Here is a 15,304-nt window from a genome sequence, read left to right as displayed (position 1 = left end):
GGATGAGAGCCGCGGGATCGCGACGGCGTGAAGCATTCCCGCGGCGCAGATGCGTCCGGGTTGCTTCAGTCCGTTCCGCCCTCTGGAAGAAGAGGGCGCGGGGAATGCCGGGCGCTGGCCGCACCCATGGCCCGCCTGCGAAAAAAATGCAGGCGGCAGGAACCACAGGTTCAGCCGAGACATCCCGGCATTCCCCGCGCGATGGTTTTCACGCTTATCTCGCGCTCTTGTGTCTTCGAAATCGACCAGGATGTGCGAACGGGCGGTTCTGACCAACCGCCCGTCGCTGGATCTGAGCCCGATCGCGTTCAAAGGCCTTTGGAGCCTGTCGGGGAGCGTGGGACAGGTCCGGTGTCTTCCTTCAACCCGAACAGTTGCACGGGCTTCGAGCCCGCACCTTGCAAGGAAGGGAGCCGGATGATGGCACAGAATGATCTCGTTGTCGCGGGTGTCGATGTCGCCAAGGATAAGGTCGATGCTTGTACCCGAGCGCTTGGGTCCAAGCAGATGTTTGATAGGACGGAGGGAGGCCAGCGCGACTTCGTGGCGTGGCTGCGCCGGAACAAAGTCGCCAAAGTCGTGATGGAGGCCAGCGGCGGCTATGAGCGGGAGTGGGCCAAGCTGGCGCGGACCGCCAAGATCGACGTTCGAATCGTCGATCCAAAGCGGGTGCGGAGCTTTGCTCAATCGGCCGGACGCCTGGCCAAGAACGATAGCATCGATGCGGACACGATCGCCTGGTTCGCTGAGACCTTCAATGAAGCCGCCGAGCAAGCCTACGATGCGGCCCGGGAGACGCTTCAGCAGATGGTCAATGCGCGCCAGGCAACGAAGGACATGCTGGTGAGGTTGACGAACCAGGGCGAGCATGAATTGCCTGTGGCAGTGCAGCGTTTGCACACGCGCATCGCCAAGACGATCAGCACGGAGCTGGTCAAGCTCGAGGCCGACATCCGCCTTGATCGACAGCACGCCGCATTTTGCCGAGCTCGCCGATATCATTGAAAGCGTTCCAGGTATCGGCCGTACGACGTGCGCCACGCTGATCGCCACCATGCCAGAGCTCGGTCAAGCCAGCGACAAAGCCGTCGCGGCGCTGCTGGGTGTTGCGCCGTACGATGATGACAGTGGCAGGCGTCGTGGGGACCGGCACGTCAAAGGCGGACGCCGCAGAACTCGCAACACGTTGTACATGGCCTGCGTGGGAGCAGCCACGCGGTATAATCCAGTCTTGAAGGCCTTCTACGAGCGTCTGCTCGCCAACGGCAAATTGAAGAAGGTCGCGCTGACCGCCTGCATGCGCAAGCTGATCTGCATTCTCAACGTCATGGTCAAACGCCGCCAGAAATGGAATCCGGCGCTCCACCTTGTGAACGGATCGAGCGCCTCATAGCCGCTCGGGCTCCGACCGAGCGCATGCCAGACACACGAACCGGCGAGCGGAGGGGCTCAAGGCCGAAGCCGCCGGAGGCGGTGGCGCGCGTTCGCGCCAGCCTTGAACCCGGCCGATCACCGGTTCATAAAAACACAGTTGCTCCCCGGTGTCCGGCTTGTTAGCCACCGTCGCTTTCCGGATCATCATCACCAGAAAGCTTGGCGCCAGCCTCGGGGCGCCAGGACCACGCGTCTTCACGTCCGCAACCAGCCGTTCGTCCGCGAGCCCAAGACCCGCTGCGGCATGATTGCGGCCACCGCTTCCCACCTCGCGTGTCGTGACGATCGCGATGCGCCCCTCTTGCCGAGGCGGGACGGGGAGCATTCAAGCACGAATTCGGCAAAAGCGAAAGTGTTATTTCGGCCCGCACGAAAATTCGGGCGGATCATTGTTCGGTCCCGTGCTGCCGTTTCCGAAGCGGACTTGTCTCAGCCCTGCTCGGCAACACTTTGCGACGTGCTCAGCCGGGGCGCCCGCCGGGCAGCAGGTCGGACGCGCCCGCCGCCGTCGGAGAGATGAGGCTTGCGAAGCCCAGCGCCTGTTGATCGCGGGCGACCGTCAGCGCCGTCGCAAGAGCGGCGCGGGCGTCCTCAAGCCGGCCCTGCGCGAGCAGCAATCGTGCACGGAGATGATGGATCTGCGACTCGTACCAGCGTTCTCCCGACCGCACGGCTTCGGCGATGGCCTTATCGATGGTGGCCAGAGCGATCGCCGGCTCGCCGGCTGCCGTCTCCATCTCGGCGAGGATCGACAGGAACCAGGGCAGGCCAAGGCGCCGGCCTTCGCTGCAGAGCTCCTGGACCGCGAGCCGCATCCGATGCGCGGCATCCGGGAGATGGCCGATCTGAAACCGCGTGGCCAGGTCGAGAACACGGGCGTAGCTGATGTGCGGCAACGCGTGATCGGTGCTGAGCCTGAGAAGCTGCGCGGAGAGTTCGACGGCGCGGCTGGCCTGTCTGCCGAACAGATGCAGCATCAGCGCATGCGTCAGCACGTAAGTCTGGGTCGGGACATGGGCGATGCGCTCGGCCTCAGTCAGCGCCGTCTCGGCGAGGCGCTGCGCTTCGCCGGACTCGCCGAGGGCGAAGCAGGCGAGGGCGAGGCAGATCCGCGCCGGAGGACCGGGAACGAGACTGAACCGGGTCGCGGCGCCGCGATCGCGCTCCGGATCGTAGATGTCGAGCGCACGTCGCAGGTGGTCACGTGCCGGCGCGAACTGCCCCATGAACCAGAGCGCCGAGCCGAGCGCGCGGTGCGCGATCCCGGTCTCGGTCGAAACATCGGCCAGACCGGTGTCCCGAACGAAGTCCTCTGCGACGGCATAGGCCTCGCGCATCCGCGCGTTCATCATGTTGCCGGCCCAGAGTCCGTAATAGGCCGCGAAGCGGATCGAGCTGTCGTCAATGAGGCCGGCGAATTCACGGGCGCGGGCGAAAGCCGCGATCGCTGATTCCATGCTGCGCACCCAGAGCAGGGTCTGACCGTAGGCGACTTGCAACGCCAGCCGCTCGGTTGCGGTGACCGGCGCGCCCGTGTCGTCGGACGAGACGTGATCGGCGATTTCGATCGCTTTGCTGAAATGGGCGAGGGCTTCCTCGAACGCCGCGTGATGCATCGACTCTTCACCGGCGCGGCGCCACCAGTGGAACGCCTGCAGCAGCGCGCCGCCGGACGCAAAATGCGATGCAATGACCTCCGGCGCGGCGCTCGTCGCGTGGGGATATTGTTGCTGCATGGCCTCGGCGATCCGAATGTGCAGGCTGCGTCGCTCGCGCTCGGGGATGGACGCGAGCGCGGCGTCGCGAAACAGCGTGTGGCGGAAGGTGAAAGCGCTGTCCGTGCGCGGCGGTTGCGCCAGGATCAGGCCGCTCTGCAGCAGCTGCTCCAGCGGCGGCATGAGCTCGGCAGCAGAGAGATCCGATATCGCGGCCAGCAGCGCTGCAGGGAACGTGCGCCCGATCGCGGCAGACAGCTGCGCGACTCCACGGGCCGACCCGAGTCGCTCCAGCCTCGTGATCAGGGACGCCTGCAGCGACGCTGGAACGTCCTGCGCCAGCGTGATGTCGCCGTCGAGAGCTGCGCGGGTCAGTTCCTCGACGAACAGCGGAACGCCGTCGCTGCGTTCAACGATGACATCGACGAGATCCGGCGCGATGCGCCCGGTGCCCGACAGACGCGCGATCAATGTCCGGCTATCCTGAGGGCACAGCCGGTTGAGCGTCAGCACGCTGACGTGGTGCTGACCGACCCAGGGCGGTGCGATCTCCGGCCTGAACGTCAGCACGACAAGGAGGCGAAGCTCCTTGGTGCGCTCGACCAGGCGGTCGAACAGCTCTAGGCTGGTCGGATCCACCCAGTGGAAATCCTCAACGATCGCGATGGCCGGAGCGATGCTCGCCTGCGCTTCGACCCGGTGGAGAAGGGCATCGAGCGTGCGCTGACGACGCTCCGGAAGGTTGGGATCCAAAGTCTCCGCGCCGTGATCGGCAAGCGACAACAACGAGGCGATCGTGGTGCGATCGGATGATGCGAGCGGCAGGCTCTCCAGAAAATGCGCGAGCTTGAGATGCCGAACCGGGGCGGGGTCGTTGGCCGTCACCTGCGCAGCAGTCTCAATCTCGCCAATCGCAGGATAATAAGCGCTGGTGGATCGTTCGGCGGCACAGGTGTAGCGAAGGCGTTGCCGGGGGGCGGTCGAGGTCCGTGCCAGGAATTCGGCGACCAGGCGCGATTTGCCGATGCCGGCCTCGCCGCTCAGCAAGATGACTTGCCCATAACCACTGCACGCTTCGCGCCAGCGTCGGAGGATCCAATCGAGTTCGTCGTCCCGGCCGACGATGGTCGTCGATTCCGACCATTGTCCGCGCGTGCGAGGGAGGTCCTCTTCTTCCCCGGCGGTGTCGGGCTTAGGAAGATCACCGGGCTCCGAATGTCCCTGTGATCTCGGAGAAGTGATCGGCGCCGCCCCTCCGCCGGGCAACACGGGCGCGCTGAAGCGATAGCCGCGGCCGACGATGGTCCGAATCAACTGCTGCTGCTCGTCTCGAAGCGCGAGACGGACCTCGCTGATGCATTGCGCGAGCGACGCATCGGACACGTCGGTCGTCGGCCAAACGGCCGTGATGATCTCGTCCTTGCTGACGAGCCGGCCGGCATTGAGAACGAGATGACGCAGGACGCCAAAGCTCTTTCGACGTAGCGGGATTTCGCCGTGCTGGTCGCGGACGCAACCACCTTCAAGGTCGAGGACGAACGTCCCGAACGACAGTCTGCTTTCACCGTCTTGTGGCACACGCCACGTCATTGCAGAACCTGCCTCATCGCAGTGCGCAGGTTGTGTCTCTGCGCGGCGCATCCGCCGAGCACCTGCATGAAGAGAAGTAGGGTAACGTGAAGGGGCTGACAATTCGTACGGCCAATATGTGTATTTCGAAAAAGCGTGCATTGGTTGTATAGTGACGGCTGGCTAGGAGTCCGTGCTGATAGCGGACGAACGTGCGTGATGAAATGTCCCTAGTTTCAAAGCGACAATCCTGCGGTGGCCTGCGGATAGGCAGATGGACGCTGTCGCTCTGCTCGATCTTTCAAGCATGACGTCGTCCGACCGGTGCGAGCTGCGCTCGGTTCAGAACGGCGTCGTTGTTGCAAGTTCGTCGTTGTAGCCTCGGTACAGGCGCGATCAGTATGGGGGACGATCAGGCGTGCGGCCCAAACAGCGCAAGCATTTGATCATACCCTGTGACCATACGCATCGCGCAGCAACCGAGGAGACATCATGCGCCGACGGCAATCCGATCGCGCGCGTCTCGTCGCCAGTGCACGCCGGTGCCGATCATCGCATCGCGATAGGCTGCGTAGCTCGTCGCGAACGCGCCCGTGGCCGGCCCCTCGGGTGGCAGGCCTTGTTGCCTGGGCCACCAGAACCAGCCACCGCCTCCCTTGTTCGTTTCTCGCAGCGCGTTGGCGAAATAGAACACTTCGAAGTGCATGCCTGTCGTCGGATGAATGTCGAAAATCGGGGAGTACTTCGAACATGACGGTTCTTCAAATGACTGCATGGAGGGCTTCTCCCAAATCGTAGTCTCTGCACCCGCGGAGGAAACTCTGCGCTCCGCCGCGAAACATCGCTTTCAAAATTGACACTGCGGACTTACCGAATGGGCGATCCGCTGCGTGCAGCAACTCAGGTTAATTTTCCCGCGTCTGACGAAAGCGGTCGATGCCGCCCGTCGTGCCGTTCTTAATGTCTTAATGTCGGCGGCTCACACCGCCAGATTGAATAAAACTCAATCGAAATAGATCAGGAAAATCGTACCGCGTCCTCAAATCCGCTTCAAAGAAACTTCAAGGAAATTTCAAATCGACACTGGCTGCGATGATTGGGCCTCATGCACGTGGGTGAGACCATCAGGCTGCACGGTCCGTCGCCTCTGCGTGATCAGCTGCATCGTGGCACACGCCATGGACAACGTGTATGATGCGCATTCGGTCTGGCGTGCTCGCGGAGAGCCGTGACCGTGCTGCTATGATCGGCGCTTCGGCATGGTTGCGCAATCATAATTTGACGTCGGTCTCGCGGTGTTCGAGAAGCCGCGGAAGCGTCAGTCGTGCGCCATCGAGGAAGAGCTCAATCGCGTCGCGCACGGTCTGTTCGATATCGGATGGAACCGGCGTCGCGTAGATGAACTTCCGGATCGCCAGATAGAAGATGCGGCCATGCAGGCCCCAGAACATTTCGGTCTCGCGGCCGCTCAGCGGGCTGATCTCGATGCCCGGCAGCTTGAGCTCGTGGCGCAGCTCGATGGCGGCGGGCTCGATGATTTCCCGGCGGACGAGATCGAGATAGCGTCCGGCAATGCCGAACGACTTCATCCCGGAGAACACGAAGATCCGGACCCAATTGTACTCGAACACGCGCGCCACGTAGTCGAGATAGAAGCGGGTGAGCCGCACCTGCAGCGGCAGGCCGCGATCCCGAATCAGGGGGGACCAGTCCTGCGACCAGCGGCTGAGATAGACCTCCTGGTAGACGCGCTCGATCAGCGCCTCCTTGCTCGGGAAGTGGCGGTAGATCACCGAATGCGCGATGCCCATGCGCTTGGCGAGCTCGCGGGTCTGGCCTTCGAAACCGTGTTCGGCGAAAAATCGGATGGCCTCGTCGACGATCAGCCGCTCGCGCTCGGGCGCGCGTAGGTTGCGCCGCTTCGCCTGCGGTGCGCCGCCGGTCTTGCTGCTCCGTCCGGCGTCGCTTGTGGCGGTCGTTGCGCTCGTTGTCTTCGAATTCCTGGTCATTGTCTGAACCGATTGCCGCACCGGACTGCTTGATAGCCGAAACCAGATTTGCGACCAATCGTTCGTTTCCGGTTGACCGCCGCGGCTGCGACGTGCAACTGTTTTGAGACCAGATGGTCACAAATCTGGAATCCCCGGGCTGCCGATGGGCACCCGCAGCGAGGAAGCGGATGAAAGCGAGGGCTTTCAGCTACGTCCGTGTACGCACGGTCGACGAGGCGCTCACCGCGCACGCCGGCGCCGGCGACGACGCGCGATTCATTGCCGGCGGCCAGAGCCTCGTTCCCGCGCTCGCATTGCGGCTGCAGGCTCCGAAAATTCTGATCGACATCAATCACATCGCGGAGCTCCGCGGCGTCAGGCGCGAGGGCGAATGGCTGCGCATCGGCGCACTGACGCGGCATCGCGAGATGCTGTCCGAGCCGCTGATCGCGCAGTTTGCGCCGCTGCTGCGCGCCGCAGCGCCCCATGTCGCGCACCCCGCGATCCGCAATCGCGGCACCCTCGGCGGCAGCGTCGCGCTGGCCGATCCGGCGTCCGAATTTCCGGCGATGGTGCTGGCGCTCGATGCCGACATCGAGATCGCCGGTCCGGCTGGACGGCGCCGCGTCCGGGCCGAGGACTTCTTCACCGGCCTGTTCGAGACGGCGCTCGCGCCGGGCGAGTTGCTCGTCGCGGTCCATGTGCCGCTGTTCAAGCCAGGGCAGCGGATCGCGTTCGACGAACTGGCGCGACGGCGCGGCGACTACGCGCTGGTCGGCTGCGGCATGATCGCGACCTGCACGGACGATCTGATCGAGAGCATCCGCATCGCGTTCTTCTCGGTCGGCGATGTGCCGACCCGCGCGCGACGGGCCGAGCAGGCGATCGCCGGCTCGCGCCTCGATGCGGGACGGATTGCGGCGGCGCAGGCCGCGCTCGTCGATGATCTCACGCCTCCTGACAGTGACGACGTGCCGCCGGCGATGCGGCTGCATCTCGCGCGCGTGCTGCTCGGTCGGCTGCTCGGACGACTTGGAGAGCCGGCATGAGCGGCGGTCCGGCTGATACGATCGAAGATGACGAGGCCGACGCGACGATGCGCGTGCGGTTCGTCGTCAACGGCCGCAAGGTCGCCTGCGATGTCGCGCCGCGCGAGACGCTGGTCGACTGCCTGCGCAACCAGCTCGAGCTGACCGGCACCCACGCCGGCTGCGAGATGGGTGCCTGCGGCGCCTGCCTGGTTCAGCTCGACGGCCATGCCGTGCATGCCTGCCTGATGTTCGCGGTTCAGGCCGATGGTGCGCGCATCGACACCATCGAGGGACTCTCCGAGAGTGGGGCGATCGCCGATCTGCAGGCTGAGTTTCATCGGCGCAATGCCCTGCAATGCGGGTTCTGCACGCCGGGCATGCTGATCAATGCGCAGGAGCTGCTGTCCAACGTGGCGCAGCCGAGCCGCGACGCCATTCGCGATGCGCTATCCGGCAATTTCTGCCGCTGCACCGGATATGAAGCGATCGTCGATGCGATCGCCGCCGTCGGCGACGCGCGCGCCACACAGGCGTCGCGGCGGACAGAGGAGGCTTCGCGATGACGGCGCCGCTGACGTCCCTCGACCGCCCGAACTCCTACATCGGCCGATCCGTGCCGCGGCCCAACGCCAAGCGACTGCTCGCCGGACGCGGACGCTACGTCACCGACATCCGCCTGCCGCGCATGCTGCACGCGGCCTTTCTGCGCAGCCCGCACGCGCATGCCAGGATCATCGGCATCGACCTCGATGCGGCGCGGGCCCTGCAAGGTGTGCATCTGGTGGCGACCGGCGCTGATCTCGCGAAAATCTGTACGCCCTGGACCGGCACGCTCGATCATTTCAAGGGCATGGTGTCCGAGCCGCAGCTGCCGCTGCCGCTCGATCGCGTGGTCTGGGCCGGGCAGGCCGTCGTCGCCGTGGTGGCTGAGAGCAGAGCGGTCGCCGAGGATGCGCTGGAGCTGATCGCGGTCGATTATGAGGAGCTCCCCGCGGTCGTCGATCTCGACGCGGCGCGTGCGCCCGATGCACCGCGCGTGAATCGCTCCGCTTCATCCAATATCTGCTTCCGCGCCCAACTCGACAGCGGCGACGTCGATGCGGCGTTTGCCGCCGCTGCACATACGATCGAGCAGACATTCAGCTTCGGACGGCATACGCCGGTCACGCTGGAGCCACGCGCCATCGTTGCCGATTACGAGCCTGACAGCGGCCTGCTGACGGTGCATCACGCGACGCAGACGCCGTATCAATTCCAGGACCTGTATTCCCGCCACTACGGCATTCCCGAGGCGCGGGTGCGGGTCATCGCGCCGGACATCGGCGGCTCGTTCGGCATGAAGCTGCATGTCTATCACGAGGACATGGCTGTGGTCGGGCTGTCGGTCCTGCTGGGACGCCCGGTGAAGTATGTCGCCGACCGCATCGAGTCGTTCGTCTCGGACATCCATGCCCGCGATCACGACGTGCGGGCGCGCATGGCCGTGGATGCCGAGGGACACATCCTCGCCATGGACGTCCATGACGCCACCGCGATCGGTGCGTTCTCGACCTATCCGCGCACCAGCGTGGTCGAGGGCAATCAGGTCATCCGCCTGATCGGCGCGCCCTATGGCTTCAAGTCCTATCGCGCGGCGCTGGAGGTCGTGTTCCAGAACAAGGTGCAGACCAGCCAGTATCGCGCGGTCGGGCATCCCATCGCCTGTGCCGTCACCGAGCGCATGGTCGACCTCGCAGCTCACCGCGTCGGCCTCGATCCGCTGGCGATCCGCGCCCGCAACGTCATCCCGGATGACGCCTATCCGACGGCGTCGCCGACCGGCTACAAGTTCGAGGCGCTGTCGCATCAGGCCTGCCTGCAGCGGCTGCGCGACATCATGGGCTACGACGCGTTGCGCGCGGAGCAGGCGGAGCTGCGCCCGCGCGGCATCCATCGCGGCATCGGCATCGCCACCTTTGTCGAGATCACCAATCCGAGTCCGGCCTTCTACGGCGTCGGCGGCGCGCGCATCTCCTCGCAGGATGGCGCAACCATCAGCCTCACACCATCAGGCGAGGTGCGCTGCGCGATCTCCGTGACCGAGCAGGGGCAGGGCACCGAGGCGATCATCAGCCAGATCGTTGCCGATCAGCTCGGCCTCGCCCAGCAGCACGTCAAGGTCCTCACCGGCGACACCGAGGTCACGCCGCATGGCGGCGCGACCTGGGCCTGCCGCGGTGCGGGCATCGGCGGCGAGACCGCGCTGCAGGCGGCGCGGCAGCTGAAGGCCAACATTCTCGAGATCGCGGGCCTGATCCTGCAGGAGCAGCCGTCCGCGCTCGACATCGTCGACGGTCAGGTCGTGAGCCGGGCGGGGCAGCAGCCGCGCCTGCCGGTCGCTGAGATCGCCCGCATCGCCTATTTCCGCTCCGATACGCTGCCGCCTGGCACGCAGGCGCAGCTCACCGTCAGCCACCATTTCGCGCCGCAGGGCTACCCATTCGCCTTCACCAACGGCATCCAGGGCTGCTATCTGGAGATCGATGTCGACACCGGATTCGTCAAGCTGCTGAAGCACTATGTGGTCGAGGATTGCGGCCGCATCATCAATCCGATGCTGGTCGACGAGCAACTGCGCGGCGGCGTCGTGCAGGGCCTTGGCGCGGCGCTGTTCGAGGAATGCCGCTACGGCGAGACCGGGCAGCTGTTGAATGGATCGCTCGCCGACTATCTCGTGCCGATGGCGATGGAGATGCCTGACATCGTCATCGATCATGTCGAGACGCCGACGGCGGACACCATCCTCGGCGCGAAGGGTTGCGGCGAGGCCGGCACGGCGGCGGCCTCGGCCTGCGTGCTCAATGCCGTCAACGACGCGCTGGCGCCGTTCGGCACGTCGATCAATGCCATTCCGATCACGCCCACGCGTGTGCTGAAGGCGCTCAACCGCTACTAACAAAACAGGATGAGGGAGGACATCATGCCAGTCTACGAGACCAGGTCGCGACGCGCAGGACTATCCCGCCGCAAGGCACTGATGGCCATGTCGGCTGGAGCCGCAGCGCTGGCCATGCCACGCCTCGGCCGCGCCGCCGATGACACCATTCGTATCGGCTTTCCGACGCCGCTGACCGGTCCGTTCGCGGCCGAGGCGCGCGATCAGGTCAAATGCGCCGAGCTGGCGGTCAAGCTCGTCAACGACAAGGGCGGCGTCGCCGGCCGCAAGGTCGAGCTGCTGGTGCGTGACGACAAGCTCAACGCCGGCGAGGCCGCGACGCGCACGCTCGAGCTGATCGAGAAGGACAAGGTGCACGCCATCGTCGGCGCGCTCTCCAGCGCCGTCCAGCTCGCCGTCAACGAGGTGACGCGCGCCCGCGGCGTGATCTACGTCTCGATCAGCCAGTCCGACACCATCAACGAGGCGAAGGATTTCAGCAAATACACTTTCCACGAGGCGCTGAACCCGCACATGACGACGGCGGCGGTGGCGCGGCAGACGATCAAGAAGGGCATGAAGGTGGCGCACCTCGTCGCCGACTATGCCTACGGCCATGAGATGCTGCGCGGCTTCAAGCGGGCGCAGGCCGCGATCGGCGCCGAGAGCGTCGGCGAGATCCTGCATCCCTTCGGCGCCGCCGACTATTCCACCTTCATGCCGCGCTTGATGTCGATGCGGCCGGACGTGCTGTGCATCAGCAATTTCGGCCGTGACCAGGCCAATGCGATCAAGCAGGCGGTCGATTTCGGCATCAAGCAACAGATGAAGATCGTGGTCCCCGTGATCCTGCACAACCAGCGGCTCGCGGTCGGCCCCGACGTGTTCGAGGGCGTCGTCGGCGGCGCCAACTACTATTGGGGGCTGGAGACGCAGAACAAGACGGCGGCCGAGTTCAACGCGGCGTTCAAGGCGGCCAATGGCGGCGCGATCCCGACCGACTATGGCGCCTATGGCTATTCCGGCGTCGGCTCGCTGCTGCAGGCGATGCAACTCGCCGGCGGCACGGACACCGACAAGGTCGTCGCGGCGCTGGAAGGCCTGCAATATGATCTGACCAAGGGCCCGCAGCACTATCGCAAGTGCGACCACCAGTCGGTGCAGTCGGTGCTGGTGCTGGAGTCGAAGAAGAAATCGGCGATGGCCAACGACAACGATCTGTTCGCGATCGTGGCCAGCGATCCCGGTGCGGAGGAGATGCTGCGCAGCTGCGGCGAGCTCGGCCACCCGACCTGATCCGCCGGCATGGACCTCTCGCTGATCATCATGCAGCTGTTTTCCGGCATCGCCCTCGGGGCGGTGCTGGTGATCACGGCGCTCGGCCTGACCATCGTGTTCGGCATGCTGGGCGTGGTCAATTTTGCCCATGGCGCGCTGTTCATGATCGGCGCCTATGCGGGGCTGTACCTGGCGTCGCTGACAGGCAGTTTCTGGTGGGGGCTGTTGCTTGCGCCCGTTCTGGTCGGCGCGTTCGGCATGCTGATCGAGTTTGTCCTGGTCCGCCGCCTGTATGGCCGGTCGATCGACGATCCGCTGCTGCTCACCTTCGGCCTCAGCTACATCCTGGTCGAGGGCGTGCGCATCGTGTTCGGCAGCGACGGCATCCCGTTCCCGACGCCATCGCAGCTGATCGGCGTCGTCGATCTCGGCGTCGGCTTCTTTCCCAAATATCGCCTGTTCGTGATCGCGCTGGTGGCGGTCGTGCTGCTTTTGCTTTGGCTGATGCTGGAGAAGACCCGCGTCGGCCTGATCGTCCGCGCCGGCGCGCGCGATCCGCAGATCATGCGCGTGCTCGGCGTCGATATCGGCAAGGTGTGGCTGGCGATCTTCGGCCTCGGCGTTGGCCTGGCTGCGCTCGGCGGCGTGCTGGCGGGGCCGATGCGCAGCGTCAATCCGGAGATGGGAACGCTGGTGCTGGCGGAAGCCTTCGTCGTCACCGTGATCGGCGGCCTCGGCTCGATCGTCGGCGCCGTCGTTGCCGGGCTGATGGTCGGCATCTGCATCAGCATGGTGGCGCTGTTCGCGCCAGAAATGGCGACTATCGTTATGTTCGCGCTGATGGCCGCCGTGCTGCTGGTCCGGCCGCAGGGCCTGTTCGGCCTCAAGGGGAGGGCGTGATGACGGTGCAGTCCACCGGCGAAGCATCGCCGATTCCGCAGGGCCGGCGCCTGTTCGCGATCCTGTCGGATCATCGCGTGCTGGTCTCGCTCGCAGCGCTCGCGCTGCTGCCGTGGCTGCTGCCCTCGAAGGCGCTCGCCGTCAACGTCCTGATCTACGGCGTCGTGGTGATGGGCTACAATCTGCTGTTCGGCTACACCGGGCTGCTGTCGTTCGGCCACGCCGCGTTCTTCGGCACCGGCGCGTATCTCACCGGCATCGCCATCGGCCGCTGGGGCCTGCCCTGGTTCGCCGCCGTGCCGCTGGCGATCGCCGCGAGTACCGTGCTCGCCGCGCTGATCGGCACGATCTCGACGCGCACGCGCGGCATCTATTTCTCGATGGTGACGCTCGCGCTGGCGCAGCTCGTCTATTACGTCGCGTTGCAGGCCTCGTCCTTCACCGGCGGGGAGAACGGGCTGCGCGGCTTCACCGTCGACCGCATCAGCCTGCTCGGCTGGCAGGTGAACTTTCTCGATCCGGTCAACAAGTATTACATCCTGATGGTGCTTGCGGCGCTGGCGCTCTGGGTGCAGTCGCGGATCCTCAATTCGCCGTTCGGCGCCGTCATCGAGGCGATTCGCGAGAATGAGCAGCGAGCGCGGGCCTGCGGCTACGACGTCGAGCGCTGCAAATTGATCGTGTTCATGCTGTCGGGGGCGATCTCGGCGGTGGGCGGCTGCATGTCCGCGCTGCATCTGTCGATCGTCCCGCTCGACATCCTGCAGTACCAGACCTCGGGCACGATCGTGATGATGGTGCTGCTCGGGGGCGCCCGCAGCTTCTTCGGTCCGTTCATCGGCGCGGCGACCTTCCTGATCCTGGAGGACATGGTCTCGCTGTGGACGCCACATTGGCAGATCGTGGTCGGCGCGATCTTCGTCGTGTTCGTGCTGTTCCTGCCGAAGGGCATCTGGGGCACGTTTCTCGACGCGCTGCCCTTCGCGAGGGAGCGCCGATGAGCACCGAACTGTTGCGCGCGGATGGCATCGGCCGCCGCTTCGGCGGCTTCACCGCGCTCGAAGACATCTCGGTGTCGTTCGCGCGGGGCGAGCTGACCTCGATCATCGGGCCGAACGGCGCCGGCAAGAGCACGTTCTTCAACATCCTGTCCGGCACGTTGTCGCCAAGCATGGGGACGTTGACGTTCAAGGGGCGGACGCTGAACGGCCTGCCGCAGCACCGCTTCGTGCACCAGGGCATCTCGCGCTCATATCAGATCACCAACATCTTCCCGGACCTGTCGGTGCACGAGAACGTCCGGGTCGCGGCGCAGGCGATGCGCGTCAGCTACGACATCTGGCGCAAGCGTGCCGATCTCGTCGAGCTGAGCCAGCGCGCCGATGCGGCGCTGGCGGCCGTGGGCCTGATCGGCAAGCGCAGCGAGCTGGCAAAATTCCTGGCCCATGGCCAGCAGCGCGCGCTGGAGATTGCGATCGCGCTGGTGTCTGAGCCGGAGCTGCTGTTGCTCGACGAGCCGACCGCCGGGATGGGGCCGGAAGAGACCAAGGAGATGGTCGCGCTGCTTGAGCGGCTGGCCGAGAAGCGCACGGTGCTGCTGGTCGAGCACAAGATGAAGATGGTGCTGGGTTTGAGCCAGCGGGTGCTGGTGCTGCATCACGGCCGGCTGCTCGCCGATGGCCGGCCGGAGGACATCCGGTCGAACGCCGACGTGCGCCGCGTGTATCTGGGACAGAGTGAAGGCTATGGCTGAAACCGCGTTGCTGGAGCTTGATCACGTCCAGGCCTGGTATGGCGCCAGCCATGTCTTGCACGGCATCTCGCTGCGCGTGAACGAGGGCGAAGTGGTCGCGCTGGTCGGCCGCAACGGCGCCGGCAAGACCACGACCTTGCGTACCGTGATGGGGCTGATGCCGAAGGCCGAGGGGCGCGTGCGCTTCGCCGGCCATGACCTGCTGCCGTTGCCAGCGCATCGTCGCTTCCACCTCGGCCTTGCTTATGTGCCGGAAGAGCGACGGATCGTGCCCGGCCTCTCGGTCCGCGAAAATCTCCGCCTCGGCCTCGTTGCCGCCAAGGCCGAGATCGACGAGCGCGTAGCGATTGCCGAGATCGCAGGGACCTTTCCGCGCCTGCGCGAACGGCTCGACCAGGAGGGCGTCACGCTGTCCGGCGGCGAGCAACAGATGCTGGCGATCGCGCGCGCTTTGATCGCGCAGCCGCGCATGGTGCTGCTTGACGAGCCGTCGGAAGGCATCATGCCGGTTCTCGTCGAGGAGATGGGCGTGCTGTTCCGCCGGCTGCGCGACCAGGGCAAGACGCTGCTGCTGGTCGAGCAGAACGTCGAATGGGCACTGCGGCTGGCCGACCGCGCCGTCATCATCGACCAGGGCGAGGTCGTGCACGAGAGCAGCGCTGCGGCGCTGCTGGCCGACAAGGACATCCAGGACCGCTACTGCGCGGTTTGATGGTCTC

At 65.4% G+C, this 15,304-nt stretch carries 13 protein-coding genes; 10 read left to right on the top strand and 3 right to left on the bottom strand.

Annotation, left to right across the window (positions count from 1 at the left end; genetic code table 11):
- The first annotated feature begins 420 nt into the window (after positions 1–420).
- Together ACQR1I_RS31320 and ACQR1I_RS31315 are read left to right on the top strand one after the other, a co-directional pair.
- Positions 421–1,005: an IS110 family transposase gene (locus tag ACQR1I_RS31320; RefSeq protein ID WP_434869989.1), complete on the top strand. Its 585-nt coding sequence runs from the start codon at positions 421–423 to the stop codon at positions 1,003–1,005.
- The gene (locus tag ACQR1I_RS31315; RefSeq protein ID WP_434869990.1) at positions 959–1,393 is read left to right on the top strand and encodes a transposase; all 435 of its coding nucleotides are present in this window, start codon (positions 959–961) and stop codon (positions 1,391–1,393) included. Before ACQR1I_RS31320 ends, ACQR1I_RS31315 begins: the two co-directional genes overlap by 47 nt.
- Positions 1,394–1,895: 502 nt before the next feature.
- On the opposite strand, the gene ACQR1I_RS31310 is transcribed toward ACQR1I_RS31315, so the two are convergent.
- The 3 genes from ACQR1I_RS31310 to ACQR1I_RS31300 all read right to left on the bottom strand — a co-directional run bounded on the left by ACQR1I_RS31310 (position 1,896) and on the right by ACQR1I_RS31300 (position 6,727).
- Positions 1,896–4,739, bottom strand: coding sequence for an AAA family ATPase (locus tag ACQR1I_RS31310; RefSeq protein WP_434869991.1), 2,844 nt, complete (start codon positions 4,737–4,739; stop codon positions 1,896–1,898).
- A 469-nt stretch (positions 4,740–5,208) separates the two neighbouring features.
- A complete protein-coding gene (locus ACQR1I_RS31305; RefSeq protein WP_434869992.1) occupies positions 5,209–5,424 on the bottom strand; it encodes a hypothetical protein in 216 nt (71 codons plus the stop codon).
- A 565-nt stretch (positions 5,425–5,989) separates the two neighbouring features.
- Positions 5,990–6,727, bottom strand: a complete 738-nt coding sequence (locus ACQR1I_RS31300) for a TetR/AcrR family transcriptional regulator (protein ID WP_434869993.1) — start codon at positions 6,725–6,727, stop codon at positions 5,990–5,992.
- Between the two features lie 170 nt (positions 6,728–6,897).
- On the opposite strand from ACQR1I_RS31300, the gene ACQR1I_RS31295 reads away from it, so the two are divergent.
- The 8 genes from ACQR1I_RS31295 to ACQR1I_RS31260 are packed head-to-tail and all read left to right on the top strand — an operon-like array spanning position 6,898 to position 15,297.
- Complete coding sequence (locus tag ACQR1I_RS31295) at positions 6,898–7,758, top strand: FAD binding domain-containing protein (protein ID WP_434869994.1); 861 nt, start codon at positions 6,898–6,900, stop codon at positions 7,756–7,758.
- Positions 7,755–8,303 carry a (2Fe-2S)-binding protein gene (locus ACQR1I_RS31290; protein ID WP_434869995.1) on the top strand — a complete coding sequence of 183 codons (549 nt, stop codon included), beginning with the start codon at positions 7,755–7,757 and terminating at the stop codon, positions 8,301–8,303. The genes ACQR1I_RS31295 and ACQR1I_RS31290 overlap by 4 nt, the downstream gene beginning before the upstream one ends.
- A complete protein-coding gene (locus tag ACQR1I_RS31285; RefSeq protein ID WP_434869996.1) occupies positions 8,300–10,675 on the top strand; it encodes a xanthine dehydrogenase family protein molybdopterin-binding subunit in 2,376 nt (791 codons plus the stop codon). The genes ACQR1I_RS31290 and ACQR1I_RS31285 overlap by 4 nt, the downstream gene beginning before the upstream one ends.
- A 24-nt stretch (positions 10,676–10,699) precedes the next feature.
- Positions 10,700–11,950, top strand: coding sequence for an ABC transporter substrate-binding protein (locus tag ACQR1I_RS31280; RefSeq protein WP_434869997.1), 1,251 nt, complete (start codon positions 10,700–10,702; stop codon positions 11,948–11,950).
- A gap of 9 nt (positions 11,951–11,959) precedes the next feature.
- On the top strand, positions 11,960–12,832 hold the full coding sequence (locus ACQR1I_RS31275) for a branched-chain amino acid ABC transporter permease (protein ID WP_172132790.1): 873 nt from the start codon (positions 11,960–11,962) through the stop codon (positions 12,830–12,832).
- Entirely contained in the window at positions 12,832–13,833 is a 1,002-nt protein-coding gene (locus tag ACQR1I_RS31270; protein WP_434869998.1) for a branched-chain amino acid ABC transporter permease, read from the top strand. The genes ACQR1I_RS31275 and ACQR1I_RS31270 overlap by 1 nt, the downstream gene beginning before the upstream one ends.
- A complete protein-coding gene (locus ACQR1I_RS31265) occupies positions 13,830–14,585 on the top strand; it encodes an ABC transporter ATP-binding protein (RefSeq protein WP_434869999.1) in 756 nt (251 codons plus the stop codon). Before ACQR1I_RS31270 ends, ACQR1I_RS31265 begins: the two co-directional genes overlap by 4 nt.
- Positions 14,578–15,297: an ABC transporter ATP-binding protein gene (locus tag ACQR1I_RS31260; protein ID WP_434870000.1), complete on the top strand. Its 720-nt coding sequence runs from the start codon at positions 14,578–14,580 to the stop codon at positions 15,295–15,297. Before ACQR1I_RS31265 ends, ACQR1I_RS31260 begins: the two co-directional genes overlap by 8 nt.
- Positions 15,298–15,304: the final 7 nt, after the last annotated feature.

The sequence above is a fragment of the Bradyrhizobium sp. HKCCYLS2038 genome (genome assembly GCF_051167655.1).
In the GTDB taxonomy this organism is placed as follows: domain Bacteria; phylum Pseudomonadota; class Alphaproteobacteria; order Rhizobiales; family Xanthobacteraceae; genus Bradyrhizobium.
Note: the sequence above shows the minus strand (reverse complement) of the source record. Positions and strands in the feature narration are given on the sequence as shown.

Bases quoted from the DNA above. Each gene is read 5' to 3' on its own strand.
- ACQR1I_RS31320 (WP_434869989.1), top strand. From the start codon at position 421: ATGGCACAGAATGATCTCGTTGTCGCGGGTGTCGATGTCGCCAAGGAT.
- ACQR1I_RS31310 (WP_434869991.1), bottom strand. From the start codon at position 4,739: ATGACGTGGCGTGTGCCACAAGACGGTGAAAGCAGACTGTCGTTCGGG.
- ACQR1I_RS31305 (WP_434869992.1), bottom strand. From the start codon at position 5,424: ATGCACTTCGAAGTGTTCTATTTCGCCAACGCGCTGCGAGAAACGAAC.
- ACQR1I_RS31300 (WP_434869993.1), bottom strand. From the start codon at position 6,727: ATGACCAGGAATTCGAAGACAACGAGCGCAACGACCGCCACAAGCGAC.
- ACQR1I_RS31295 (WP_434869994.1), top strand. From the start codon at position 6,898: ATGAAAGCGAGGGCTTTCAGCTACGTCCGTGTACGCACGGTCGACGAG.
- ACQR1I_RS31290 (WP_434869995.1), top strand. From the start codon at position 7,755: ATGAGCGGCGGTCCGGCTGATACGATCGAAGATGACGAGGCCGACGCG.
- ACQR1I_RS31285 (WP_434869996.1), top strand. From the start codon at position 8,300: ATGACGGCGCCGCTGACGTCCCTCGACCGCCCGAACTCCTACATCGGC.
- ACQR1I_RS31280 (WP_434869997.1), top strand. From the start codon at position 10,700: ATGCCAGTCTACGAGACCAGGTCGCGACGCGCAGGACTATCCCGCCGC.
- ACQR1I_RS31275 (WP_172132790.1), top strand. From the start codon at position 11,960: ATGGACCTCTCGCTGATCATCATGCAGCTGTTTTCCGGCATCGCCCTC.
- ACQR1I_RS31270 (WP_434869998.1), top strand. From the start codon at position 12,832: ATGACGGTGCAGTCCACCGGCGAAGCATCGCCGATTCCGCAGGGCCGG.
- ACQR1I_RS31265 (WP_434869999.1), top strand. From the start codon at position 13,830: ATGAGCACCGAACTGTTGCGCGCGGATGGCATCGGCCGCCGCTTCGGC.
- ACQR1I_RS31260 (WP_434870000.1), top strand. From the start codon at position 14,578: ATGGCTGAAACCGCGTTGCTGGAGCTTGATCACGTCCAGGCCTGGTAT.